General features: G+C 68.0%; 26 protein-coding genes and 1 riboswitch. Of the genes, 21 read left to right on the top strand and 5 right to left on the bottom strand.

The annotated features are described in order from the left end of the window. The 14 genes from EZJ19_RS10485 to EZJ19_RS10420 form a co-directional block, all read left to right on the top strand. Window positions 1-185: flagellar basal body-associated FliL family protein (locus tag EZJ19_RS10485; RefSeq protein WP_206199399.1), on the top strand; the 185-nt coding region annotated here is incomplete at its 5' end. A 7-nt stretch (window positions 186-192) separates the two neighbouring features. Next, window positions 193-1,191: a flagellar motor switch protein FliM gene (gene fliM, locus EZJ19_RS10480; RefSeq protein ID WP_131447344.1), complete on the top strand. Its 999-nt coding sequence runs from the start codon at window positions 193-195 to the stop codon at window positions 1,189-1,191. Next, a complete protein-coding gene (gene fliN, locus EZJ19_RS10475; protein WP_131447342.1) occupies window positions 1,188-1,661 on the top strand; it encodes a flagellar motor switch protein FliN in 474 nt (157 codons plus the stop codon). The genes fliM and fliN overlap by 4 nt, the downstream gene beginning before the upstream one ends. Further along, entirely contained in the window at window positions 1,658-2,074 is a 417-nt protein-coding gene (gene fliO, locus EZJ19_RS10470; protein ID WP_131447340.1) for a flagellar biosynthetic protein FliO, read from the top strand. Before fliN ends, fliO begins: the two co-directional genes overlap by 4 nt. Window position 2,075: 1 nt before the next feature. Then, window positions 2,076-2,825: a flagellar type III secretion system pore protein FliP gene (fliP, locus tag EZJ19_RS10465; protein ID WP_131447338.1), complete on the top strand. Its 750-nt coding sequence runs from the start codon at window positions 2,076-2,078 to the stop codon at window positions 2,823-2,825. After that, window positions 2,822-3,091 carry a flagellar biosynthesis protein FliQ gene (gene fliQ, locus EZJ19_RS10460; RefSeq protein ID WP_131447336.1) on the top strand — a complete coding sequence of 90 codons (270 nt, stop codon included), beginning with the start codon at window positions 2,822-2,824 and terminating at the stop codon, window positions 3,089-3,091. Before fliP ends, fliQ begins: the two co-directional genes overlap by 4 nt. 11 nt (window positions 3,092-3,102) lie before the next feature. Beyond that, window positions 3,103-3,891 (top strand): flagellar biosynthetic protein FliR, encoded by a 789-nt coding sequence (gene fliR / locus EZJ19_RS10455; RefSeq protein WP_131447334.1) that lies wholly within the window; start codon window positions 3,103-3,105, stop codon window positions 3,889-3,891. After that, the gene (locus EZJ19_RS10450; RefSeq protein ID WP_131447332.1) at window positions 3,888-4,391 is read left to right on the top strand and encodes a class I SAM-dependent methyltransferase; all 504 of its coding nucleotides are present in this window, start codon (window positions 3,888-3,890) and stop codon (window positions 4,389-4,391) included. The genes fliR and EZJ19_RS10450 overlap by 4 nt, the downstream gene beginning before the upstream one ends. Before the next feature lie 45 nt (window positions 4,392-4,436). Beyond that, window positions 4,437-5,318, top strand: a complete 882-nt coding sequence (gene dapA / locus EZJ19_RS10445) for a 4-hydroxy-tetrahydrodipicolinate synthase (protein ID WP_131447330.1) — start codon at window positions 4,437-4,439, stop codon at window positions 5,316-5,318. Between the two features lie 8 nt (window positions 5,319-5,326). Further along, entirely contained in the window at window positions 5,327-6,451 is a 1,125-nt protein-coding gene (bamC, locus tag EZJ19_RS10440) for an outer membrane protein assembly factor BamC (protein WP_131447328.1), read from the top strand. An 88-nt stretch (window positions 6,452-6,539) separates the two neighbouring features. Beyond that, window positions 6,540-7,307 carry an MBL fold metallo-hydrolase gene (locus tag EZJ19_RS10435; protein ID WP_131447326.1) on the top strand — a complete coding sequence of 256 codons (768 nt, stop codon included), beginning with the start codon at window positions 6,540-6,542 and terminating at the stop codon, window positions 7,305-7,307. 16 nt (window positions 7,308-7,323) lie between these two features. Further along, window positions 7,324-8,682, top strand: coding sequence for a DEAD/DEAH box helicase (locus EZJ19_RS10430; protein ID WP_206199398.1), 1,359 nt, complete (start codon window positions 7,324-7,326; stop codon window positions 8,680-8,682). Then, window positions 8,679-9,011, top strand: a complete 333-nt coding sequence (locus tag EZJ19_RS10425; RefSeq protein ID WP_131447324.1) for a DUF3301 domain-containing protein — start codon at window positions 8,679-8,681, stop codon at window positions 9,009-9,011. The genes EZJ19_RS10430 and EZJ19_RS10425 overlap by 4 nt, the downstream gene beginning before the upstream one ends. Beyond that, window positions 8,998-9,543 (top strand): CNP1-like family protein, encoded by a 546-nt coding sequence (locus EZJ19_RS10420; protein WP_131447322.1) that lies wholly within the window; start codon window positions 8,998-9,000, stop codon window positions 9,541-9,543. Before EZJ19_RS10425 ends, EZJ19_RS10420 begins: the two co-directional genes overlap by 14 nt. Here EZJ19_RS10420 and EZJ19_RS10415 read toward each other — a convergent pair. From EZJ19_RS10415 to EZJ19_RS10405, 3 genes are all read right to left on the bottom strand, one after another. Continuing rightward, complete coding sequence (locus EZJ19_RS10415; RefSeq protein WP_131447320.1) at window positions 9,540-10,091, bottom strand: DUF6580 family putative transport protein; 552 nt, start codon at window positions 10,089-10,091, stop codon at window positions 9,540-9,542. The genes EZJ19_RS10420 and EZJ19_RS10415 overlap by 4 nt on opposite strands. A 62-nt stretch (window positions 10,092-10,153) precedes the next feature. Beyond that, window positions 10,154-12,142 carry a TonB-dependent receptor gene (locus tag EZJ19_RS10410; RefSeq protein ID WP_131447318.1) on the bottom strand — a complete coding sequence of 663 codons (1,989 nt, stop codon included), beginning with the start codon at window positions 12,140-12,142 and terminating at the stop codon, window positions 10,154-10,156. A gap of 98 nt (window positions 12,143-12,240) precedes the next feature. Continuing rightward, window positions 12,241-12,432: riboswitch (cobalamin riboswitch) on the bottom strand. A 28-nt stretch (window positions 12,433-12,460) separates the two neighbouring features. Then, window positions 12,461-13,717, bottom strand: a complete 1,257-nt coding sequence (locus EZJ19_RS10405) for a diguanylate cyclase domain-containing protein (RefSeq protein ID WP_131447316.1) — start codon at window positions 13,715-13,717, stop codon at window positions 12,461-12,463. Window positions 13,718-13,748: 31 nt separating this feature from the next. On the opposite strand from EZJ19_RS10405, the gene kdsB reads away from it, so the two are divergent. The 7 genes from kdsB to EZJ19_RS10370 all read left to right on the top strand — a co-directional run bounded on the left by kdsB (window position 13,749) and on the right by EZJ19_RS10370 (window position 20,872). Continuing rightward, window positions 13,749-14,516 (top strand): 3-deoxy-manno-octulosonate cytidylyltransferase, encoded by a 768-nt coding sequence (kdsB, locus tag EZJ19_RS10400; RefSeq protein WP_131447314.1) that lies wholly within the window; start codon window positions 13,749-13,751, stop codon window positions 14,514-14,516. A 153-nt stretch (window positions 14,517-14,669) separates the two neighbouring features. After that, window positions 14,670-15,335 carry an adenylate kinase gene (gene adk / locus EZJ19_RS10395; RefSeq protein ID WP_131447312.1) on the top strand — a complete coding sequence of 222 codons (666 nt, stop codon included), beginning with the start codon at window positions 14,670-14,672 and terminating at the stop codon, window positions 15,333-15,335. Beyond that, window positions 15,332-15,694, top strand: a complete 363-nt coding sequence (locus EZJ19_RS10390) for a hypothetical protein (protein WP_131447311.1) — start codon at window positions 15,332-15,334, stop codon at window positions 15,692-15,694. Before adk ends, EZJ19_RS10390 begins: the two co-directional genes overlap by 4 nt. A 61-nt stretch (window positions 15,695-15,755) precedes the next feature. After that, window positions 15,756-17,015 carry a 6-phosphofructokinase gene (locus EZJ19_RS10385; protein WP_131447309.1) on the top strand — a complete coding sequence of 420 codons (1,260 nt, stop codon included), beginning with the start codon at window positions 15,756-15,758 and terminating at the stop codon, window positions 17,013-17,015. A gap of 51 nt (window positions 17,016-17,066) precedes the next feature. After that, a complete protein-coding gene (locus tag EZJ19_RS10380; RefSeq protein ID WP_131447307.1) occupies window positions 17,067-17,288 on the top strand; it encodes a hypothetical protein in 222 nt (73 codons plus the stop codon). 110 nt (window positions 17,289-17,398) lie between these two features. Then, window positions 17,399-19,441, top strand: a complete 2,043-nt coding sequence (locus EZJ19_RS10375; protein ID WP_131447305.1) for a sodium-translocating pyrophosphatase — start codon at window positions 17,399-17,401, stop codon at window positions 19,439-19,441. A gap of 180 nt (window positions 19,442-19,621) precedes the next feature. Beyond that, a complete protein-coding gene (locus EZJ19_RS10370) occupies window positions 19,622-20,872 on the top strand; it encodes an OmpA family protein (RefSeq protein WP_131447303.1) in 1,251 nt (416 codons plus the stop codon). 55 nt (window positions 20,873-20,927) lie between these two features. On the opposite strand, the gene EZJ19_RS10365 is transcribed toward EZJ19_RS10370, so the two are convergent. Next, the gene (locus EZJ19_RS10365; RefSeq protein ID WP_131447301.1) at window positions 20,928-21,182 is read right to left on the bottom strand and encodes a hypothetical protein; all 255 of its coding nucleotides are present in this window, start codon (window positions 21,180-21,182) and stop codon (window positions 20,928-20,930) included. Beyond that, entirely contained in the window at window positions 21,182-23,290 is a 2,109-nt protein-coding gene (locus EZJ19_RS10360) for a nitric oxide reductase activation protein NorD (RefSeq protein ID WP_131447299.1), read from the bottom strand. The genes EZJ19_RS10365 and EZJ19_RS10360 overlap by 1 nt, the downstream gene beginning before the upstream one ends.

Raw genomic sequence — 23,290 nt, 5'->3', positions numbered from 1 at the left:
TGCCCGAGGTGCGCGACGCCATCATCCGTCTGCTGTCGAGCAAACAGGCCGAGGAGTTGTCGGTGCTGGAGGGCAAGGACAAACTGGCGGCCGACATCCGCAAACAGGTCAACGACATCCTCGGCGTCAAGCAGCCCAACGAGGGTGTGAAGAAGGTCCTGTTCAACGCCTTCATCATCCAATAGGGGGATCGTGGCCGACGACATCCTTTCCCAGGAAGAAGTCGACGCCCTGCTTCGTGGCGTAACCGGGGAACCGGAGGAAGCCACCGAGGAAGAAGGCGCGGGGGGGGTTCGTTCCTACGATATCGGCCGCCAGGAGCGCATCGTCCGGGGCCGCATGCCGACCCTGGAGATCATCAACGAGCGTTTCGCACGCAACTTCCGCATCGGCTTGTTCAACCTGATCCGGCGCACGGCGGAGATCTCGGTCGGCCCGGTATCGGTGATCAAGTACAGCGAGTTCGTCCGCAACCTGATCGTCCCGACCAACCTGAACCTGATCCACATGCCGCCGTTGCGCGGCACGGCGCTGTTCGTGTTCGACCCCAACCTGGTGTTCCTGGTGGTCGACAACCTGTTCGGCGGCGACGGCCGCTACCACATGCGGGTCGAGGGGCGCGACTTCACCCTCGCCGAGCAGCGCATCATCCGCAAGATGCTCGATGTGGTGTTCGAGGAATACGGCAAGGCCTGGGAACCCATCCATCCGGTGCAGTTGGAATACGTGCGCTCGGAGATGAACACCCAGTTCGCCAACATCGCCACGCCGACCGAAGTGGTGGTGGTGAGCACGTTCAACATCGAGCTGGGGACCTCGGGCGGCGATTTCCACATCTGCATGCCCTACAGTATGATTGAGCCGATGCGCGATCAGCTCACCAGCACCATGCAGGCGGATCGTGCGGAGGCGGACGAACGCTGGGTGACCGAGATGTCTCTCCAGGTTCAGGACGCCGAGGTCGAACTGGTGGCCCACCTGGGCCAGGCCGACATCACCTTGCGCCAGATATTGGACCTGAAGGTGGGCGACGTGATCTCGCTGGACTTGCCCGAGGCGGTGGTGGCCGAGGTCGACGGGGTGCCCTTGTTCGAATGCCATTACGGCCAGAAAAATGGCCAACTCGCCCTCAAGGTCGAGCGGGTCCTGCAAGGGCGTGAGCGGGCGGCGATCGCCGGGGTCAAGCGATGAGCGAAGAAGCGGAAAAAGACGTAACGGCAGACGACTGGGCCGCGGCGATGGCCGAACAGGAGTCGGTCGAGCAGACCCCTGGCGGTGCCGAGGACGACTGGGCCGCGGCCATGGCCGAGCAGGCCAGTGCCGAGGCCAAGCCGGCGCCGGAACCGCAGAAGGCCCAGATATTCCAGAATCTGTCCGCGGACGGCCACCCGGCCGCGGCCAACAATCTCGATCTCATACTCGACATCCCGGTCCAGCTCACCGTCGAGCTCGGCCGCACCAAGATCGCCATCCGCAACCTGCTGCAACTGGCCCAGGGCTCGGTGGTGGAACTGGACGGCCTGGCCGGCGAACCCATGGATGTCCTGGTCAACGGCTGCCTGATCGCCCAGGGCGAGGTGGTGGTGGTGAACGACAAGTTCGGCATCCGCCTCACCGACATCATCAGCCCGGCCGAACGCCTGCGCCGCATCAACCGATGACCTTGCCGCGCGGGTCGGTGATCCTGCTCTCAGGCATGATGCCGCTCGCCGCGCGCGCGGCCGACGCGGTGCCCCAGACCTCCTCCTTCGGTGCCTTCATGCAGGCCCTGGTCGGCTTGCTCGTGGTGCTTGGCATGCTGTACGGCTTCTTCTGGCTGCTGCGCCGCTTCGGGCCGGGCCAGGGCGGTGCCCAGGGCGTGGTCAAGGTGGTCGGCGGAGTGATGCTGGGGCCGCGCGAACGCGTGGTCGTGGTCGAGGTCCAGGACACCTGGATACTGGTCGGGGTAGCCGCCGGACACGTCAGCACGCTGCATACCCTGGCCAAGCCCGAGGGCGTCGACACGACGCCGCAACCGGTCGCGCCGCCCTTCGCCGACAAGCTGGCCGACCTGTTGCGCCGGCCCAGGGCCTGACATGCGCCGCCTGCTCCTGCTCGGCCTGCTCCTGCTCGGCCTGCTGCTGATGCCCGGCCTGACCTGGGCGGCCCAGGGCCTGCCCGCGTTCACCAGCTCGCCGGGGCCCGGCGGCACCACCAATTACACCTTCAGCATCGAGGCGCTGCTGCTCCTCACTTCGCTGACCTTCCTGCCGGCGATGCTGTTGATGATGACCTCGTTCACACGCATCGTCATCGTCCTGTCCCTGCTGCGCCAGGCCATCGGCACCATGCAGACGCCGCCCAACCAGGTCATCGTCGGCCTATCCCTGTTCATGACCTTCTTCATCATGGCGCCGGTGTTCGACAAGATATACGACACGGCCTGGCAGCCCTACTCGGAGAACAAGATCGGCTTCGCCCAGGCGGTCGAGGTCGGCGCGCAGCCGCTCAAGGCCTTCATGCTCAAGCAGACCCGGGAGGAGGACCTCGCCCTGTTCGTCAAGCTGGCCAACCATCCGCCGCTGCAGGGGCCGGAGGAAACGCCCATGAAGATCCTGGTGCCGGCCTACGTGATCAGCGAATTGAAGACCGCATTCCAGATCGGCTTCATCGTCTTCATCCCGTTCCTGATCATCGACATGGTGGTGGCCAGCGTGCTCATGTCGATGGGCATGATGATGCTGTCGCCGATGCTGGTGTCGCTGCCGTTCAAGCTCATGCTGTTCGTCCTCGCCGACGGCTGGAACCTGCTCATCGCCTCCCTCGTGGCGACCTACCAGATATGACGCCCGACACCGTCATCGCCATCATCCGCCAGGCCATGGAGGTGACCATGCTGACGGCCGGGCCGCTGCTCCTGGCCGCCCTCCTCACCGGCCTCCTGATCAGCATCTTCCAGGCCGCGACCCAGATCAACGAGATGACCCTGACCTTCATCCCCAAGCTGGTGGTGATGTTCCTGGTCCTGGTCCTGCTCGGCCCCTGGATGCTGCGCATGCTGGTCGACTTCGTGGTCCGCCTGTACGGCAACATCCCCACGCTGGTGGGTTAGGCGGCGCAACCGTGCTGGCCCTGTCGAGTGCCGACTGGAACCAGATGGTGGCGTTCTTCTTTTTTCCGCTGGTTCGCATCCTGGCCTGGCTGGGCTTCGATCCGCTGCTCGGCAACCGCGCCACGCCGGCCACGATCCGGCTCGGGCTGGCGGTCGTCCTCACCCTGGTGATCGCCCCCACGCTGCCGCCGCCGCCCCAGGTGGCCCTGCTGTCCGGCGAGGGACTGCTCCTGCTCCTGCAGCAGATCGCCATCGGCCTGGCACTCGGCTTCGCCATCCGCATCGTCTTCACCACGCTCGAGTTCGCCGGCCAGTTCATGGGCCTGCAGATGGGGCTGTCGATGGCCACCCTGTACGACCCGGTCAACGGCGCCCAGACGCCGGTACTGGCCCAGTTCCTGACCATCACCAGCATCCTCACCCTGTTCGCGATCAACGGCCATCACCAGATCATCGCGGCGCTCTGGCAGGGCTTCCGGGATGTCCCCATCGCCCTCACGCCGTCGTCCGGGCACGGTTTCCTGGTCCTGGCCGGCTGGGGGGCGGCGATCTTCAAGACCGGCCTGCATATCGCCCTGCCGGTCACTGCCGCCCTGCTCTCGGCCAACCTGGCCATCGGCATGATGACCCGGGCGGCGCCACAGCTGAATATCTTTGCGGTTGGCTTCCCGATCACCATCAGTGCCGGGTTCCTCGTGCTGTATTTCTCCATCCTGTACCTGCCCGCCTACCTGGAGCGTTTCTGGGGCCAGGCGGTGGAGGCGGGTGGCGCCGCCATGCGCGGCATGGTGGCGCCATGACGCCGATGCCCTGGCTGGTCCGCTGGGCCGGCATGATCCCGGCCGGGGGCCGGGTGCTCGACCTGGCCTGCGGGGGCGGCCGGCACGCCGTCTTCCTGGCCGGGCTGGGCCACCGGGTGGAGGCCGTGGACGTCGACCTCGGCCCCTCGGCCCCATGCCGCGACACCCCGGGCGTGACCTGGCGCCAGTACGACCTGGAGGCGGGCGCCTGGCCGTTCGAGGCGGGCGTCTACCAGGGCATCGTGGTGACCAACTACCTGCACCGGCCGCTGTTCCCGCACCTGATCGACGCGCTGGCGCCCGGCGGCGTCCTCATCTACGCCACTTTTTCCGCCGGTCAGCAGATGTACGGCCGGCCCCGCAACCCGTTGCACCTGCTGCTGCCGGGCGAACTACTCGAGGCCGTGCGCGGTCACATGCGCGTGGTCGCCTATGAGGACGTCGTCGACGGCGGTGAGGTGCCGGCCCGAGTACAACGTCTCTGCGCCATCAAGAGTTAGGCAGTTTCAGCTACAATTTCCACTTTTCGAAAGCTGGATTCGATCATGTTGACCGGCAGTCTAGTCGCCCTCGTCACTCCCATGCTGCCCGATGGCAGCCTCGATCTGCCGCGCCTGCGCGCGCTGGTGGATTGGCACATCGACCAAGGCACGGACGCCTTGGTCATCGTCGGAACCACGGGCGAGTCGCCCACGGTCACGCCGGAGGAACATTGCCTGTTGATCCGCACCGCGGTCGAGCAGGCGGCCGGCCGCGTCCCGGTGGTCGCCGGCACCGGCGCCAATTCCACCGCCGAGGCCATCGAGCTGACCCGCTGCGCCAAGGCCGCCGGCGCGGTCGCCGGCCTGTCGGTGGCGCCGTACTACAACAAGCCGACCCAGGAAGGCCTGTACCGGCACTTCAAGGCCATCGCCGAGGCGGTCGAGTTGCCGATGATTCTCTACAACGTGCCCGGCCGCACCGCCTCCGATATCGGCAACGACACGGTCCTGCGCCTGGCCGAGGTCCCCGGCATCGTCGGCATCAAGGACGCCACCGGCAACATCGAACGCGGCAGCGACCTGCTCAAGCGTGCGCCGGCGGACTTCGCCGTCTACAGCGGCGACGACGCCAGCGGCATGGTCCTCATGCTCCTGGGCGGCAAGGGCATCATCTCGGTGACCGCCAACGTGGCCCCGAAGGCGATGCACGCGATGTGCGCGGCGGCCCTGGCCGGCGACCTGGCCCGGGCGCGCGAGATCAACTTCCGCCTGCTCGGCCTGCACCGCAAGCTGTTCGTCGAGGCCAACCCGATCCCGGTCAAGTGGTGCGTGGCCGAGATGGGCCGCATCGATTCCGGCATCCGCCTGCCGTTGACCCCGCTTTCTCCGCAATACCACGACACGCTGCGCTCCGCCATGCGGGAAGCCGGCGCCCTCCAGGAGTGATCCACCCTATGCGCAGCATCGCCACCCTCACCGTGCTTGCCCTGGCCCTGAGCGGCTGTTCCCTCATGGAAAGCAAGAAGATCGACTACAAGTCGGCCGGCACGCTGCCGCCCCTGGAGGCACCGCCCGATCTGGTGGTGCCCTCGGCGGACAACCGCTACAGCCTGCCCAACACGACGTCGTCCGGCTCGGCGACCTACTCGGACTACAACCAGGCCCGCGGTGCCCAGGCCGCTGCCGCCGGCAGCACCATCCTGCCGCAGGTCGACAAGGTGCACATGGAGCGTGCCGGCAGCGAACGCTGGCTGGTCGTCGATGTCCCGCCCAAGGAGGTTTGGCCGGTGGTCAAGGACTTCTGGCAGGGCCTGGGCTTCATCGTCAACGTCGAGATGCCCGAGGCCGGGGTGATGGAGACCGACTGGGCGGAAAACCGCGCCAAGATCCCTCAGGACGCCCTGCGCAACATGCTCGGCAAGGTGCTGGATTCGGTCTATTCGACTGCCGAGCGCGACAAGTTCCGGACTCGCCTGGAGGCCAGCGCGGACGGCAAGGGTACCGAGATCTACATCAGCCACAAGGGCATGTACGAGGTCTACGAGGGCACCCAGACCGGTGGCGACGAAGGCAAGGGCCGTACCGTCTGGCAACCGCGTCCGGCCGATCCGGAACTGGAAGCCGAGATGCTGCGTCGCCTGATGGTCCGTTTCGGCGTCGAGGAGTCGCGTGCCCAGAGCATGCTGGCCGCCAAGACGGCCGCTCAGGCCACCGTGGCCAAGGCCGCCGACGGCGCCCCGGGCCTGGCCCTGCCGGAACCCTTCGATCGCGCCTGGCGGCGCGTCGGCCTGGCCCTGGATCGGATCGGCTTCACCGTCGAGGACCGCGACCGCAATGCCGGCGTCTACTTCGTCCGCTACACCGACCTCGACGCCCAGACGGCGAAGGAGAAGGAGGGCTTCTTCTCCAAGCTGGCGTTCTGGCGCGACGACAAGAAGGCGTCGGGCGAGAAATACCGGGTCACCGTGTCGGGCAAGGATGACAACAGCCAAGTCGCCATCTATCGCGAAAACGGCCAACCGGCCACCGACGAGACCGGCAACCGCATCGTCCGCCTGCTGCTCGAGCAACTGAAGTAAGCCGACATGGCAGACTCCCCGGTCCTGGCCAGGCAAGCGGCGTCCGGCGCCCGGCCGGCGTCGCTGCCGCGGCGGGGCCGCTGAGGCCATGCGTTTCGCCAGCCTGGGGAGCGGCAGCAAGGGCAATGCCTGGCTGGTGGAACAGGGAACCACCCGGGTCCTGATCGACTGCGGCTTCGGCCTGCGCGAGATGGCCGGCCGCCTGGCCCGGCTGGGCTTGGCGGCGGACGACGTGTCGGCGATCCTGGTCACCCACGAACATAGCGACCACGGCCGCGGGGTTGCCCGCTTCGCCGCCAGGCACGCCTGCCCAGTCTGGCTCACGCCGGGCTGCCGGAGCATGCTGGAAGGCGCCGGCGAGGCCATCGGCCGGGTGCATGAGGTCGACAGCCAGGGCGTCTTCGCGGTGGGTGACCTGGAGTTCAGGCCTTTCCCGGTGCCGCACGACGCGCGCGAGCCGGTCCAGTACGTGGTCGGCGACGGCGCCCGGCGCTGGGGCCTGCTCACCGATGCCGGCCACGTCACCGCCCACATGGTCGCCATGCTGGACGGCTGCGACGCCCTGGCCCTGGAATGCAACCATGACGTGGACAGGTTGCGCCGGGGCCGTTACCCTGCGACGTTGAAGGCGCGCATCCTGGGCCGTTACGGCCATCTGGACAACGCCGCCGCCGCATCCCTGCTCGGCAGTCTGAATGGCCGGCGCCTGCAGCATGTCGTTGCCGCCCACCTGTCCGAGGAGAACAACACGCCAGAACTGGCCCGCGCCGCCCTGGCCGCCGTGCTCGACTGTACCGAGGACTGGGTCGCCGTGGCGGACCAGTCCGAGGGTATCGCCTGGCGATCGATCGTTTGAAAAAGTTGAAGTAGCCATGACCGAATCATCCGCCCTGGAGGCGGCCCACACCTTCGAGGAACTCCGCCTCGCCCCCGAACTCCTGGCCGCAGTGGCGGCGATGGGCTACGTCACGCCGACCCCCATCCAGCGCGAGGCCATCCCGCTGGTCCTGGCCGGGCGCGACCTGCTCGCCCAGGCCCAGACCGGCACCGGCAAGACGGCGGCCTTCACCTTGCCGCTCCTGCACAAGATGAAGCCGTTCGCCAACACCAGCGCCTCGCCGGCGCGCCACCCGGTGCGCGCCCTGGTCCTGGCGCCGACCCGCGAGCTGGCCATCCAGGTCTACGACAACGTCGCCATGTATGCCAAGAACCTGCCCCTGCGCAGCACCGTCGTGTTCGGCGGCGTCGGCATGCAGGAGCAGGAGGCCGCCCTGCGCGCCGGGGTCGAGATCCTGGTCGCCACCCCGGGGCGTCTGCTCGACCACGCCGGCAACAAGCTGGCGCTGCTGAACCACGTCCAGTTCCTGGTCCTCGACGAGGCCGACCGGATGCTCGACATGGGCTTTCTGCCCGACCTCAAGCGCATCCTCAACCTGCTCCCGGCCAAGCGCCAGACCCTGTTGTTCTCGGCCACCTTCAACGACGAGATCACCCGCCTGGCGGGCAGCTTCCAGAACAGCCCGCTCAAGGTCGAGGTGGCGCGCAAGAACACCGCCGCCGAGACGGTGGAGCAGGTCGTCCACAAGGTCCCCGAGGACGACAAGATGGACGCCCTGCTGCGCGTCGTGCGCCTGCGCGACATCAGCCAGGCCCTGGTCTTCACCCGGACCAAGATCGCCGCCGACAAGCTCTACCGCCGCCTGCAGCGGCGCGGCGTGGAGGCGGCCGCGATCCACGGCGACAAGACCCAGGTCGACCGCCTGCAGGCCCTGGACGGTTTCAAGCAGGGCAAGATCAAGCTGCTGGTGGCCACCGACATCGCCGCCCGCGGCCTCGATATCGCCGAGTTGCCCTGCGTGTTCAACTTCGAGCTGCCCTACCACCCCGAGGACTACGTCCATCGCATCGGCCGCACCGGCCGGGCCGGGGCCTCGGGCCTGGCCGTCTCGCTGGTGTCCGGCGACGAGGACAAGCTGCTCGCCGGCGTCGAGCGCTTCATCAACCGCAAGCTGGCGATCTCGCCGTTGCCGGAGCCGCCGGCGCCCCCGGCCCCGCCGGTCCGGGCCGCCGCGGAACCGGTCGCCGCACCGGCCGCCGCACCGGCCGCCGAAGCGACCGCGGAGGTGGCGGGTACCTATGTGCGCGGCCGGCGCGGCCGGGAGCACCAGGTCTGCGCCCTGTTCCTGCCGCCGGTGCGCCCCAGCCAGGACGGCGGCGGCGCCCCTGAATGAGCTGGGAGCTGGTCCTGGCGCTGTGCCTGATCGCCCTGGCCTGGTTCTGGCTGGACGGACTCAACAAGCGCGAGGCCGCCATCCGGGCGGCGCGCGCGGTGTGCCAGCGCGCCGGCGTGCAACTCCTGGACGAGACCGTGGCCCTCAAGGGGTTCGGTCTCGGCCGCGACGACGATCTGCGGACGCGGGTCCGGCGCGAGTTCTTCTTCGAATATTCCGATACCGGCGACAACCGTCTGCCGGGTTACGTTTACCTGCTGGGCAGTCGCGTCCTGGGTGCCAACCTGATCATGCCCGCCGACAAGGAGGTGTCCGATGAAAACACTTAGCGCACTCGTGTTGTTCCTGCTCGCCGGGCCCGCCCTGGCCGGCAGCTGGGCGGAGGACAAGTTCGGCCAATGGGGCACCTTCGATTACGACTTCGACGCCAACCAGAAGCCCTGGAAGGAAATCGAGGCCCAGTTGCCGCCGCTGCCCAAGCCGGCCGGCCTGCGCGAGCTGGACATGGGGCCGGCCGGCGGCGGCCACCACTACTTCGTCGACGTCCCGTCGGTGACCGCCGCGAGCGACGGCGTGGTGCGCTACACGGTGGTGATCCGGACTGCCGGCGGTGCCGAGAACGTCAATTTCGAGGGCATGCGCTGCGCCACCGGCGAGCACAAGATCTACGCCTTCGGGCACCCGGACGGCAGTTGGTCACGCAACCGCTACGCGGCCTGGCAACCGGTCGAGGCGCGCCGCGACGGCAGCTACCAGAAGGAGCTGTTCTTCCACTACTTCTGCACCGTGGACGGCGACGCCGACATGAAGACCATCCGGCGCGCCCTGGAGCGCGGCGGCATCCGCCGGGGCGGCGACTAGCCGAGCGAGTGGCGGCCGGCCAGGCGGGTCGCCAGGACGCGCTGGCCGACCCAGGCCAGGGCCAGGTAGAGCGCGGTGCTGGCCAGGTAGGGCGGCAGATACTTCGCCACCGAGGCGGCGTAGTCGCTCAGGGACATGGCGTCGAAATAGCCGGACAGCGCCCAGAAGCTCAGGTTGGCGATCAGGAAATGGACCAGCACGGCGGCGATGCCGATGCCGGCGTAGCGCATGACCGGCAACTCCGGGGTACGCGCCAGCAGGCGCCCGAACAGCCACACCGAGGCGTAGGCGGCCACCAGGCCGGCATAGCCGGGGGTCAGGCACCAGCCGGCCTCGACCGCGTTCTTGGCCAGGAAGACGTCGATCGCGAAGGCGGTCGCGGCGTAGGCCGCGAAGCAGCGCAGGCCGCCCAGCCACAGGCCGCCCAGCAGGAACACCGCCAGGGAGGCATCCGGCAGGCTCACGACGGTACCGAAATGGCCGATCCGGGTGACGGCGAGCAGGACGAGCAGGGCGCTGAACAGGGTGAGTCGGGAACGTGCTGGCATGTCGGTATCCTTTCGTTGCGGCGCCGACATTCTATCCATTTTGCCGGCGCCGGGGCCACGTCTCAGAGGTCGCCCTCGTAGGCGAGGGACAGGTAGAAGGCACGCCCGTCGGCCGGGTACTGGCTGGCCAGGTACTCGAAGCCGGTGGTGGCGTAGTGCTTGTCGGTCAGGTTGCGGCCATCCAGGCGCACCTGCCAGGCGCCGCGCTGCCAGGTGGCGGCGAGGTCGACCGTCAGGAAGCCGGCCAGGCGGGCGGCACTGTTGTCGGTGTCGCTGCCGTAATAGCGCGAACTGGACCAGTTCAGGCGGCCGTCGGCCTGCCACTCCGGGCTGATGCGCCAGTTCAGGCCGAGCCTCGCCTCCTGGCGGGGAACCAGCGGGATGGTCTTGCCGCTGTCGGCGCCGGCGGTGAAATAGGCCTTCGTATAGCTGTAGCCGGCCCGGGCCAGCAGGTCGGCGGCCAGTTTCAGGCTGGCGTCGACGGTCAGACCCTGGTGGCGGGTGCGCTGGAGGTTCTCGTTGCGGCCGTCGTAGGTCGACCAGTCGCCGTCGGGATTGGCGTTGTAGGCGATCTCGTCGGCCAGGTCCTGGCGGTACAGGGTCGCCTGCAGCCGGCCCCGGCCGCCGTGCCAGTCGATGCCGACGTCGCTGCTGCGGCCGTGCTCGGGACGCAGCGGGATGCCCAGCCCGGTATAGGTGGTCAACTCGTCGCTCCTGGCGAACCGGAACACGCGGCCGTGGCGGGCGAACAGACGGGCCGAGGGGGTCAGCTGCTGGCTGATGCCGAGGTCCCAGGCGGTGCGCGCCTGGTCGTTGTCGAGGTCGCTGCTGGCGGTGCGGTCCAGGGACTGGTCGACCCGCTGGCGGCGGGCGCCGGCCGTGACCACGGTGCCGGCGCCGACGTGCAGGCTGGTCTGGGCATAGAGGGCCTGGCTGTCCTGGCGCATGTTCAGGCGGGTGACGCCGAAGTAGTCGCGTTTGGAGTCGAAGTCGGTGCGGTAGAGATCGACCCCGAGCACGCTCTCGGCATCCAGGCCGAACAGGCGGTGCAGCAGGTTCAGGCGCGGGGTGAAGGACAGGGTGTCGTAGTCGTTGGCGACCCGGCTGGTGGCCAGATAGCCGCCGCCGATGTCGTAGCTGAGGGCGCTGTCCAGGTGGTTGGCGTCGTAGCCCAGTTCGGCCTGCACGGTCACCCCTTCGGCCGGTTTGTAGACCAGGCCCGGGCGCAGATGCCAGGTATCCCGCTGCGAGTCGCCCTGGCCGTTGCCGGCCACGGAGGCGCGCGGGTCGGCGCGTGCCTGGTCGAGGGTCAGGTAGCCGGGCAGATCGGCGTCCAGGCGGCCGAGGCCGAAGTCGACGAAGGCGGACAGATCGCCCGGCCGGGTGGCGATGCGGCCGCCGGCGCTGGCGCCGTGTGACCGCTCGTGGTCGCGATAGCCGTCGCTGCGGGTCGCGGCGACGTCCAGGCGGCCGGTCAGCGCCGGTCCGGCCAGAGTCAGGGCGCCGTTGCCCTGAAGGGTGCCGAAGCTGCCGGCGGTGAGCCCGGCCCGGCCGCTCGACGTCGTTGCCGAGCGGTCGTCGCGGGTGACGATGTTGACCACCGCGCCGACCGCGTTGTCGCCGTACAGGACGGTGCCGCCGCCGTACTGCACCTCGATGCGCTCGACGCGCGACAGCGGAATGGTCGACCACATGTCGACGGCATTCGAATCGGGGGCGTTCAGGCGGCGTCCGTCGAGCAGGACCAGGACGTGGCTGCTGCCGGTCTCGCCGTAGCCGCGGGCGTCGAGTTCCACGGCGCTAGGGGTGTCGCCGTACAGGCTGCGCACGCTCAGGCCCGCCGCCCGCTCGAGCAGGTCGGGGACGGTCAGGGCGTTGCTGGCGGCGATCTCGTCGGGGCCGATGACCCGCACCTGTGCGGGTTGGATCACTCGTTCCTGCTCGAAGCGGCTCGCCGTGACGACGATCTCGTCGAGGGCATAGGGGGTCTCGGCGCGCGCCGGGAGGTGACAGGCCATGGCACAGGCGATGGCCAGAAGACGCGTATTCATGCGTTGCCTTTCTCGCGAACCCGCCGTTCGCGTGTGGGCGGGCGGGCGATGGCGGAAAGGCTCGAAGTTCCTGTTCCGGCGACCGCCTCCCGCGGTTTGCTCAGGGATCGTGGCAGGCCGGTCTCCGGGCTCGCGGGGGTTCGACGCGTCGCCTTCCCGGGAGGTCTCCCAGTGGCCGGAGTGACGCGTCCACGCACGCTTACCGTTGCGGGGGCAGCACAGGCATTGCACCTGTTTCCCGATTATCCCGTCGGCCTTCGCCTCCGGGCACCTTGCCGGAGCGGATTCTAGCAGTTCGCGCCGGCGGGCGCCGGCGATTTAGCCGGCCGCGCCGCCTTTGCGTGCGCGCTTGGCCGCGTACATGCGCTCGTCGGCCGCGTGCAGCAAGGTGTCCATGCCCACGCCGTCGTCCGGGTAGACGGCGTGGCCGCAGCTGCATGACGGCACCAGTTCGGCGCCGTCGATCTCGAAGGGGCGTACCAGGTTGGCCCGTATGGCCTCCTCGAAGCGGCTGATCCGGCTCGCCTCGCCGACCCCGAGCAGGATCACCGCGAATTCGTCGCCGCCCAGGCGGGCGACGGTGTCGGTGGTGCGCACGGAGCCGAGCAGGCGTCCGGCCACGACCTGGAGCAGGCTGTCGCCGACGGCGTGGCCGTAGCGGTCGTTGACCGGCTTGAAGTCGTCCAGGTCGACGTAGAGCACGGTGGCCTTGAGCTGGTCCTGGCCGGCCCGGGTCAGCGCCTCGGTCAGGCGGTGGTAGAACAGGCTGCGGTTGGCCAGGCCGGTGAGCGGGTCGTGGGTGGCCTCGTGCTTCAGCTGGGCGCTGTGCTGCTCCAGGGCCCGCATCTGTTCGTCGATGGTGTCGGCGTAGCGGCCCATCTGGCGGTAGGTCAGGTAGGCGATGGCGCAGGCGAGCAGGACGATGGCGCTGCCGAGCCCGACCGCGACGAAGATGGCGCGCCGGCTGGCCGACCGGGCCGCGTCCAGTTCGGCCTGGATGCGGTCGCGTTCGTAGTGCTCGAGCTGGTCGACGCTGTCGATGAACTTCAGGTTGTCGGGGCGCAGGTCGACGGCGATCAGCTGCCGGGCCTGTTCGGCGCGGCCCTGGCGGGCCAGGTCGCTGATGCGGTCGTGCAACTCGACGATGCGGGCGAGCAGGGCATCCTGGTCGGCCAGCCGGGCGGTCTCGAAGCCGTCCAGGCGCATCGCCCGCAGCGCGTTGCGCGCCTTGCCGACCTCGTAGCCCCATTTGATGAACTGCTGGAAATGGTCGTCCTGTTCGAACGGGTCGCCGACGATGGTCTGGTAGACCAGGCTGTTGTGCCGGCTGTAGGTGGCCATGAGGAGGTCGGTGGCGAGCTCGATCTTGCGGTTGCGCAGCTCGACGGTGCCCGCCACCCGGGCCTCCTGGGCGCGCAGGTTGAGGACCGAGTTCAGCACCAGCACCGACATCAGGCCGATCAGCACGGCGAAGCCGACCACGAGCAGGCGGGACAGCCGTTTCGGCAGGCGTTGCTGGGATCGGGGTTCGGCCATGGCCAGGGACTGGAATTTTCGCGCGGGTTCCGCGAGCATAAACAAATCGTCCGCACTTAGACAGAAGCATATGACCTATCCATTCGTTGCCGTGGTTCCCGCCCGTCATGCCTCGACCCGTCTGCCCGGCAAGCCGCTCGCCGACATCGCCGGCAAGCCCATGGTGGTACGCGTGGCGGAACGCGCCGCGGCGAGCGGGGCGAGCCACGTCCTGGTCGCGACCGACCACGGCGAGGTGGCGCAGGCGGCGCGCCGGCACGGCGTCGAGGTCTGCCTGACCTCGCCCGATTGCCCATCCGGTACCGACCGCCTGGCCGAGGTGGCCACCCGCATGGGCTGGCCGGACGACACCGTGGTGGTCAACGTCCAGGGCGACGAGCCGCTCATCGACCCGGAGCTGATCCGGGCCACCGCCACCCTGCTGCACGAACGCACCGGTGCCGCCATGGCCACGGTCTGCCACCCCCTGCTCGACCTCGACGAGGTGATGAACCCGAACCTGGTCAAGGTGGTCCTGGACCGCGACGGCCACGCCCTGTACTTCTCGCGCGCGCCCATTCCCTGGGCGCGCGACGCCTGGGACGGCAAGGAGCGCAGCCTGCCGGCGGAGCTGCCGGTCTACCGCCACGTCGGCCTCTACGCCTACCGGGTCGGCTTCCTCAAGGCCTACCTGGGCCTGCCCAGGCCGGCCATCGAGGCCTTCGAATCCCTGGAGCAGCTGCGCGCCCTCTACCACGGCTACCGCATCGCCGTGCTGACCATCGACCGGCCGATGCCACCCGGCGTCGACACTCCCGCCGACCTCGAGATGGTGCGCCGCTTGTTCGCCGAGTATTGAAGACGTCAAAGGTTGTAATAACCTCGGCTTATAACTTGATACAAAAAATTGACTGTCAAAGGAGGGGGTGGTTGACTACCCTTGCCCGCTGTAATTTTTCGTCCCGATAACCATTGCGCCCGTCCAAGGCGGGCCGTTTTTAAGAGGTTTTTCATGCGACTGATTCTTCTCGGCGGCCCCGGCGCGGGCAAGGGCACCCAGGCCAACTTCATCAAGGAAAAGTACGGCATTCCCCAGATCTCCACCGGCGACATGCTGCGTGCCCACGTCAAGGCGGGCACCGAGCTGGGCGTCGCCGCCAAGAAGATCATGGACGCCGGCGGGCTGGTGTCCGACGACATCATCATCGGTATGGTCAAGGAGCGCCTGACCCAGGACGACTGCAAGGCCGGCTACCTGTTCGACGGCTTCCCGCGCACCATTCCCCAGGCCGATGCCTTGAAGGCCGCCGGCGTGCCCCTGGATGCCGTGGTCGAGATCGACGTCCCCGACGAAGAGATCATCAAGCGCATGTCCGGCCGCCGCGTCCACGTGGCCTCCGGCCGCACCTATCACGTCGTCTTCAACCCGCCCAAGGTCGCCGGCAAGGACGACGTCACCGGCGAGGACCTGATCCAGCGCGACGACGACAAGGAAGAGACCGTCAAGAAGCGCCTCGACGTCTACCACGCCCAGACCGAGCCGCTGGTCAAGTTCTACGGCGACTGGGGCAACACCGGTGCCGCCGATGCGCCCAAGTACATCAAGGTGTCCGGCGTCGGCTCCGTGGACAGCATCACCGCCGCCGTCTTCGCCGGCCTGGATTCGGTCAAGAAGTGAGCGTCCCGGCCATCCCCGACTACACCGAGGCGGAACTGCGCCTGGTCGACGCCGCCCTCAAGGAGCGCTACGGCCAGGCCGTCGATTTCCAGGAGGTCGAGACCGAGGTGCGCCTGACGCCGGCCGACCGCGAGCTGACGGCCTGTCCGGCGGTGTACTGGGAGGACGCCGACAGCTGCCGGTTCGTCGTCGCCAAGACCGGTGTCGACAAGTTCCGCAGCATGTTCTTCTGGTCGGTCAAGGATCGCTTCGCGACCGGCAAGGAGGAGTACGACAACCTGGGCGACTGCCTGGTGACGACCCTCAAGATGCAGGAAGAGGCAGCACACCGGCGCGCCGAGGAAGTCGGCCAGCAATGAGTTGATACGGGAGCCAGCGGGCTCCCGTTTTTGTTTGTAAACACGTTAAGGGAATCGAAACATGGCGAAGAAAAAGAACGCCTTCTATGCCCAGTCCGGCGGCGTCACGGCCGTCATCAACGCGTCCGCCTGCGGTGTCATCGAGACCTGCCGCAAGCACTCCGACGTCATCGGCAAGGTGTATGCCGGCAAGAACGGCATCATCGGCGCCCTGACCGAGGAACTGATCGACACCAGCAAGGAGTCGGATGCCGCCATCGCCGCCCTGCGTTCCACCCCGTCGGGCGCCTTCGGTTCCTGCCGCTTCAAGCTCAAGTCCCTGGACGCCAACAAGCGCGAATACGAGCGCCTGATCGAGGTCTTCAAGGCCCACAACATCGGCTACTTCTTCTACAACGGCGGCGGCGACTCGGCCGACACCTGCTACAAGGTGTCCCAGCTGTCCGAGGCCATGGGCTATCCCATCCAGGCCATCCACGTGCCCAAGACCGTGGACAACGACCTGCCCATCACCGACTGCTGCCCGGGCTTCGGCTCCGTCGCCAAGTACATCGCCGTGTCCACCCTGGAAGCCTCCTACGACGTGCGCTCCATGGCCAAGACCTCGACCAAGATCTTCGTGGTCGAGGTGATGGGCCGGCACGCCGGCTGGATCGCCGCCGCCGGCGGCCTGGTCGCCGAGCAAGGCATCCCGGTCGTGATCCTGTTCCCCGAGATCGAGTTCGACCAGGCCAAGTTCATCGCCGCGGTCGATGCCAAGGTCAAGGAATACGGCTACTGCACCATCGTCGTTTCCGAAGGCTGCCACTACCCGGACGGCAAGTTCCTGGCCGAGCAGGGCACCCGCGACGCCTTCGGCCATGCCCAGCTGGGCGGCGCCGCCCCGGTGGTCGCCAACATGATCAAGGACGCGCTGGGCCACAAGTTCCACTGGGCCGTGGCCGACTACCTGCAGCGTGCCGCCCGCCACATCGCCTCCAAGACCGACGTCAAGCAGGCCTACGCGCTGGGCAAGAAGGCCGTCGAGCTGGCGGTCAAGGGCCACAACTCGGTCATGCCGACCATCGACCGCGTGTCCGACATCCCCTACAAGTACAAGCTGGGCTACGCCGAGCTGAAGGATGTCGCCAACGTCGAGAAGTTCATGCCGCGCGACTTCATCAGCAAGGACGGCTACGGCGTCACCAAGAAGTGCATCAACTATCTGACCGGCCTGGTCGAAGGTGAGGACTATCCGAAGTACGGCGCCGACGGCCTGCCGGTGTACGTGACCATGAAGAACGTCACGGTGGCCAAGAAGCTGCCCGAATTCAAGCTCTGACCGGTCGGGAGGGCGCTTCGGCGCCCTCCCTCATTTTCGGACAAGGAATCCATGACCCTCGACCGCGCCCGCCAGCTGATCAAAGTCCAGGCCGACTTCGGCGGCTTCTACAACGCCAATTCGGCCAAGCTGATCCTGTCCGAGGTGATGAAGGAACACGGCCAGGCGGCCGTCGACGGGCTGATCCGGGAATTCGCCCTGGACGAGATTTTCGGTTTCGAGCCGGGCACCCGGTTCGAGGGCGGGCTCGCCATCGGAAAACCCTATCCGTGAACTTTTTTTTGTTGTTAATCAGGATTGCGGAGTCCTAATATACCGCCGGTCCGGCGTCAGAATGACGCCGGGTCAAGATACGTTTTTACCAATTCTTTAGGAGATGCGTGATGAGTGAAGGCTTGATGTTCGCCCTTGTGGCGGCGGTGTTGGCCTTGTTGTACGGGGTCATGTCCATCAAATGGATTTTGGCGTTGCCCACCGGCAACGACCGTATGCGGGCGATCTCCGCCGCGGTTCAGGAAGGCGCGCAGGCCTACCTCAAACGCCAGTACACCACCATCGGCCTGGTCGGCGTCGTGCTGTTCGTGCTCATCGCCGCCTTCCTGCATCTGTCCACCGCGATCGGCTTCGCCATTGGCGCCGTGCTGTCCGGTGCCGCCGGCTTCATCGGCATGAACGTCTCGGTGCGCGCCAACGTGCGCACCGCCCAGGCCGCCCACGACGGCCTCAACGCCGCCCTCAACGTCGCCTTCAAGGGTGGCGCCATCACCGGCCTGCTGGTGGTCGGCCTCGGCCTCCTCGGTGTCGCCGGCTACTACGTCATCCTCACCGGGACCGGCGTCGGCATCACCGATGCCGTGCACGCCCTGGTCGGTCTCGGCTTCGGCGGTTCCCTGATCTCCATCTTCGCCCGTCTTGGCGGCGGCATCTTCACCAAGGGCGCCGACGTCGGCGCCGACCTGGTGGGCAAGGTCGAGGCCGGCATCCCCGAGGACGATCCGCGCAACCCGGCCGTGATCGCCGACAACGTCGGCGACAACGTTGGCGACTGCGCCGGCATGGCCGCCGACCTGTTCGAGACCTACGCCGTGACCACGGTCGCCACCATGCTCCTGGGCGCCCTGATGGTCGCCCCGGCGGGTGTCGCCAACGCGGTGGCCTATCCGCTGGTCCTGGGCGGCGTCTCCATCATCGCCTCCATCATCGGCACCTACTTCGTCAAGGCGCGCGAAGGCGGCAAGATCATGAACGCCCTCTACCGCGGCCTCGCCGTGGCCGGTGCGATTGCCCTGATCGCCTTCTACCCGGTCACCACCATGATGCTGGGCGACGGCGTCACCATGACCGACGGCACCACCGTGTCCTCGATGAACCTGTACCTGGCCTCCATCATCGGCCTGCTCCTGACCGCCGCCATGGTGGTGATCACCGAGTACTACACCGCCACCGAGTACAGCCCGGTCCGGCACATCGCCCAGGCCTCCACCACCGGCCACGGCACCAACATCATCGCCGGCCTCGGCGTCTCGATGAAGGCCACCGCCGCCCCGGTGGTCGCCGTGTGCGCCGCGATCTACGCTGCCTACGCCCTGGGCGGCCTGTACGGCATCGCCATCGCCGCCACCTCCATGCTGTCCATGACCGGCATCATCGTCGCCTTGGACGCCTACGGTCCGGTCACCGACAACGCCGGCGGCATCGCCGAGATGGCCGAGCTGCCCGAGGAAATCCGCAACATCACCGACCCGCTCGACGCCGTCGGCAACACCACCAAGGCCGTCACCAAGGGCTATGCCATCGGCTCCGCGGGCCTGGCCGCCCTGGTCCTGTTCGCCGACTACACCCACGCCCTGCAGGCCAACGGCATCTCCGCCGTGTTCGACCTGTCCGACCACATGGTCATCATCGGCCTGTTCATCGGCGGCATGGTGCCCTACCTGTTCGGTGCCATGGGCATGGAAGCGGTCGGCCGCGCCGCCGGCGCCATCGTCGTGGAAGTGCGGCGCCAGTTCCGCGAGATCAAGGGCATCATGGACGGCACCGCCAAGCCCGAGTACGGCACCTGCGTCGACATGCTGACCAAGGCCGCCATCAAGGAAATGATGATCCCGTCGCTGCTGCCCGTCCTGGTCCCGGTCCTGGTCGGCCTGATCCTCGGCCCCAAGGCGCTCGGCGGCGTCCTGCTCGGCACCATCATCACCGGCATCTTCGTGGCCATCTCCATGACCACCGGCGGCGGCGCCTGGGACAACGCCAAGAAGTACATCGAGGAAGGCAACTTCGGCGGCAAGGGTTCCGAGGCCCACAAGGCGGCGGTGACCGGCGACACCGTCGGCGACCCCTACAAGGACACCGCCGGCCCGGCCGTCAACCCGCTGATCAAGATCATCAACATCGTCGCCCTCCTGATCGTGCCGCTGCTCGCCTGATAGTGAGCGGACACTGACGTAAACGGGCCGGCTTGCCGGCCCGTTTGCTTGGCTGCAACATAGACCGGATTGGTTGGCGCGCGGGAGGCCGGCTGTCATGCCAACACCAACTTGGTTTGTTTAGAATATATAAGAAATCTAATTTTCGTTAGCGGTCCCGGATAATCTGAAAGGAATCCCATGAATCTTCGTGTCCCCCTGTTCGCTCTGGCATTCGCCGCGGCGGCCGTCCAGGCTGCCCAACCCGTCCCCGTCGCCCCCGCGCCCGTCGCGCCGGCCGTGTTCTGGCCCTGGCCGGTGGCCCCGGTCTCGCAAACCACCCCGGTTGCGCCCAGGACCCCCGAGGAATGGCTGACCCGGATGACCGATTTCACCCAGAACGGCAGCGCCTTCAAGGATCCGCGCGTCTTCGTGCCCTGGAGCCAGGCCGTGACCGAGCCCGGCTTCTACATCGCCGGCGCCAAGGGCGCCATGGAACCCGGCGGCTGGCTCAACATGATGAACTCCATGGCCACCCCGGCCGCGGTGCAGAACTACATGGCCTTCGCCGATCCCAACATGTACATGCGCTGGATGCAGGCCGGCATGGATCCGGCCTTCTACACGGCCATGCTGACCCAGTTCTCCGACCCGGGCAAAATGATGCGCTGGGCGATGATGCCGATGGACCCGCGCGTCTGGGACATGATGTTCTCCACCATGAACCCCAACACCTACATGCGCTGGGGCATGGCCGCCATGGACCCGCGTACCTGGAACTTCATGGGTACGGTCATGAATCCGGCCCTCTACACCGGCATGGCCGGCGCCATGATGAACCCGGCCGGCACCGGCGCCACCCCGAACTCCTGGTTCGGCTGGCGTCCCGCCACCGTCGCCGGCGCCTCCAGCCCCTGGGGCGCCGATCCGGTGGCCAGCTTCAACATGTTCAGCCCCGAACTGTTCAGCAACCTGACCGGCTTCCTGCCCAAGGTCGGCAGCCCGGCCCCGGTCGTCGCCCAGGCCGCTCCGGCCGCCCCCGTGGTGGTCAAGCCGGCCGCCCCGGAGACCAAGATCGTCCTGTCCGGCGACACCCTGTTCCGGAGCGGCAAGTCCGGCATCAAGGACCTGTCCAAGGAAGGCAAGAAGCGCCTCGACGAGGTCGCCGCGAAGCTGAAGAGCCTGGGTGTGATCGAGCAGATCCGCATCGTCGGCCACGCCGACATCACCGGCAAGCCGGCCGCCAACCAGAAGCTGTCCGAGCGCCGCGCCAAGGCCGTGAAGTCCTACTTGGTCGCCAAGGGGGTCAAGCCGAACGTCATCATCACCAGCGGCGTCGGCGATACCCAGCCGGTCGTCCAGTGCGATCCCAAGCTGGCCAAGAAGGAACTGGTCGCCTGCCTGGAACCCAACCGCCGGGTCGAGATCGAGATCGTCGGCAAGGCCAAGTAAGCGCCCCGCCGCGTCTCGGGAGGCCGCCTGCGGGCGGCCTTTTTTTCGCCCCGCTTCAGGCCTCGTCGTTGCCGACCCGCAGCCAGGAGTTCTCGTTCAGGGCCACCTCGTACTTGGCCCAGAGAACGAACTCCTTGCTCGTGCAGGTGCCGGCCTGGCGCCGGCAGCGGCCGGCGACGCCCTTGAAGCTGACCGTCTCCAGGCCGGTCTCCGGGTCGGTCGCGATGCCGGTGATCATGCGCACCCCCCAGGAGCGCCCGTAGGCGCCGTTGCTGTAGTAGCGGTGGAGGTGGATGTCGGGGCGCTGCATCAGTGGGTCAGCCTCCGGTAGATGTCGGCCACCTTGCCGGGCAGTTCGCCGACGTCGTCCAGGATGACGTAGCGGGCCGGGCCGTACATGTGCGGCAGGTAGTCGCGCGCGTCCTTGTCGATGGTGATGCAGAACGGGTGGATGCCGGCCCGGCGCGCCTCGAGCAGGGCCATGCGGGTGTCCTCGATGCCGTAGGGCCCGCGATAGGGGTCGAAGTAGTCGTCCGGGCGGCCGTCCGAGAGGGTGACCAGGACCCGGGTGCGCGCCTCGACCTCGCCGAGCAGCTTGCTCAGGTGGCGGATGGCGAAGCCCATGCGGGTGTATTCCTGCGCCGCGATGCCGGCGATGCGGGCGCGGACCTCGTCCGTGTAGGGCTCGTCGAAGGTCTTGATCCGGAACAGCTCGCAGCGTTTGCGCGTGATCCCGGAGAAGCCGTAGATCGCGTAGCGGTCGCCCAGGCGTTCCAGCGCCTCGCAGAGCAGGATCAGGGCCTCGCGCTCGGCCTCGTTGATCCAGCCGCGCGTCGAGCCGGACATGTCGACCATGAAGGCGACCGCGATGTTGCGCTCGGCGCGATGCATGTGCATGAACAGGCGGTCGCTCATCTCGCGGCCGTCGTGGGCGTCGGCCAGGGCCTCGACCAGGGCGTCGAGGTCGACCTCGTCGCCCTGGGTCTGCCGTTTCAGGAGCCGGTTCTCGTCCCGCATGGCCTCGAAGCCGGTGCGCAGCTGCTTGACCAGGGCGCTGTACTTGGCGAGGGTGCGGACGGGGAAGTCGTCGTACACCGGCTTCACCTCCTTCTCGCGCATCACGCACCAGTTCTTGCGGTAGTGCTGGCGGCCGAGGTCCCACTCCGGATAGAACAGCGCCCCCTCCTCGTGGTAGGTGCCCTGCCAGACCGCGTCCGGGTCGACCGGCTGGTCCTCGTACTGGCTCGCGTCGTACTCGCCGTCGCCGGCCGGCACCAGGTACTCGGGCGGGATCGCGCCGAAGTCGAGGTGTACGGAAGTGAGCAGTTGCTTCACGTCGTCGGGCGGCGCCACCGGGGCACCGTCCAGGGTGATCTCGAAATCCAGGCGGCCGTCGGTCTCGTCCGTGGCGACCTCGAAGCGGCTGTCCGGCTCGGCGCCGGACTCGGCCTTGTGCTTGCGCGCCTCCTCCGCCAGGTCGGCGAGCTTGACGCGCAGGCGGGCCTTTTCCTTGTCCAGGCGGGCGGCACGCGCCGCCGCCACCGCGTCGGGGCGCAGCTCGCCCTGGTAGCAGCGGGCCGGGAAATCGGCCAGGGCGCAGGCGGCGTCGAGCCGGGCCAGGCTGTCGGCGAGCGTCGCGCCGGGTTCGGCCAGGGGGGCCGCCAGGGCCTGCCAGTCGGCGTCGATGGGCGCCTCCAAGAGGGCGGACAGGTGGCTCATGTCGCGATACAGGCCGGGCAGCTCGCGCGCCAGGCAGGCCGCCAGGCGCAGGGTCTCCAGGCCGTGGAACTGGCGCAGCGCGCGGGCCGGGTCGGCGCGCCCGGCGGTCAGTGCCTGCCAGTCGGCGCGCAGGGTGCCATAGCGGGTGTGCGCCCATTGGAAGGCCACCATGGCCTTGGCCAGCTTGAAGTTGTCGGCCCGGCCTTCCAGTTCGGCGATGATGGCCGGCAGGACGATCTTCTCGCCGTCGCTCCAGACCGCCTCGCCCTGTTCCAGCTTGAGCTTGCGCCCGGTCAGGCCGTGCACGAAGTTGGCCAGCACCGGGGCGACGTCCTCGAACAGGGCGCCGGCCGCCTGGCTGTCGCGCTGGCGCATGAACTGGCCGACCTGGCCGGCCACCTCGAGGGCGGCGTACATGCCGGCGCGGTCGTAGGTGTCGCACAGGTGGACCGCCCAGGCCTCGATGACCCGCCGGTCGAAGCGCCGGATCAGGTCGGGGGCACGCTTGGCGAAGTCGAACGCCAGGGTGATGTGGGTGGTGGCGATGCGCTTGATCCAGTCGAGGACGAAGTCCTGCTCGGTCCGGCCCAGCCGGCACAGGGCGCGCGCGGTCGGGCCGACCTGGTGGAAGGTGAACTCGGTCTCCAGCCAGACGTCCAGCTTGGCCTCGATCTCGGTCCGGGTCAGCGGCTCCGCCAC

The organism is Parasulfuritortus cantonensis (genome assembly GCF_004337445.1).
GTDB classification, from domain to species: domain Bacteria; phylum Pseudomonadota; class Gammaproteobacteria; order Burkholderiales; family Thiobacillaceae; genus Parasulfuritortus; species Parasulfuritortus cantonensis.
Note: the sequence above shows the minus strand (reverse complement) of the source record. Positions and strands in the feature narration are given on the sequence as shown.

Bases quoted from the DNA above. Each gene is read 5' to 3' on its own strand.
- fliN (WP_131447342.1), top strand. From the start codon at position 1,188: ATGAGCGAAGAAGCGGAAAAAGACGTAACGGCAGACGACTGGGCCGCG.
- fliO (WP_131447340.1), top strand. From the start codon at position 1,658: ATGACCTTGCCGCGCGGGTCGGTGATCCTGCTCTCAGGCATGATGCCG.
- fliP (WP_131447338.1), top strand. From the start codon at position 2,076: ATGCGCCGCCTGCTCCTGCTCGGCCTGCTCCTGCTCGGCCTGCTGCTG.
- fliQ (WP_131447336.1), top strand. From the start codon at position 2,822: ATGACGCCCGACACCGTCATCGCCATCATCCGCCAGGCCATGGAGGTG.
- EZJ19_RS10450 (WP_131447332.1), top strand. From the start codon at position 3,888: ATGACGCCGATGCCCTGGCTGGTCCGCTGGGCCGGCATGATCCCGGCC.
- dapA (WP_131447330.1), top strand. From the start codon at position 4,437: ATGTTGACCGGCAGTCTAGTCGCCCTCGTCACTCCCATGCTGCCCGAT.
- bamC (WP_131447328.1), top strand. From the start codon at position 5,327: ATGCGCAGCATCGCCACCCTCACCGTGCTTGCCCTGGCCCTGAGCGGC.
- EZJ19_RS10435 (WP_131447326.1), top strand. From the start codon at position 6,540: ATGCGTTTCGCCAGCCTGGGGAGCGGCAGCAAGGGCAATGCCTGGCTG.
- EZJ19_RS10430 (WP_206199398.1), top strand. From the start codon at position 7,324: ATGACCGAATCATCCGCCCTGGAGGCGGCCCACACCTTCGAGGAACTC.
- EZJ19_RS10425 (WP_131447324.1), top strand. From the start codon at position 8,679: ATGAGCTGGGAGCTGGTCCTGGCGCTGTGCCTGATCGCCCTGGCCTGG.
- EZJ19_RS10420 (WP_131447322.1), top strand. From the start codon at position 8,998: ATGAAAACACTTAGCGCACTCGTGTTGTTCCTGCTCGCCGGGCCCGCC.
- EZJ19_RS10415 (WP_131447320.1), bottom strand. From the start codon at position 10,091: ATGCCAGCACGTTCCCGACTCACCCTGTTCAGCGCCCTGCTCGTCCTG.
- EZJ19_RS10410 (WP_131447318.1), bottom strand. From the start codon at position 12,142: ATGAATACGCGTCTTCTGGCCATCGCCTGTGCCATGGCCTGTCACCTC.
- EZJ19_RS10405 (WP_131447316.1), bottom strand. From the start codon at position 13,717: ATGCTCGCGGAACCCGCGCGAAAATTCCAGTCCCTGGCCATGGCCGAA.
- kdsB (WP_131447314.1), top strand. From the start codon at position 13,749: ATGACCTATCCATTCGTTGCCGTGGTTCCCGCCCGTCATGCCTCGACC.
- adk (WP_131447312.1), top strand. From the start codon at position 14,670: ATGCGACTGATTCTTCTCGGCGGCCCCGGCGCGGGCAAGGGCACCCAG.
- EZJ19_RS10385 (WP_131447309.1), top strand. From the start codon at position 15,756: ATGGCGAAGAAAAAGAACGCCTTCTATGCCCAGTCCGGCGGCGTCACG.
- EZJ19_RS10380 (WP_131447307.1), top strand. From the start codon at position 17,067: ATGACCCTCGACCGCGCCCGCCAGCTGATCAAAGTCCAGGCCGACTTC.
- EZJ19_RS10375 (WP_131447305.1), top strand. From the start codon at position 17,399: ATGAGTGAAGGCTTGATGTTCGCCCTTGTGGCGGCGGTGTTGGCCTTG.
- EZJ19_RS10370 (WP_131447303.1), top strand. From the start codon at position 19,622: ATGAATCTTCGTGTCCCCCTGTTCGCTCTGGCATTCGCCGCGGCGGCC.
- EZJ19_RS10365 (WP_131447301.1), bottom strand. From the start codon at position 21,182: ATGCAGCGCCCCGACATCCACCTCCACCGCTACTACAGCAACGGCGCC.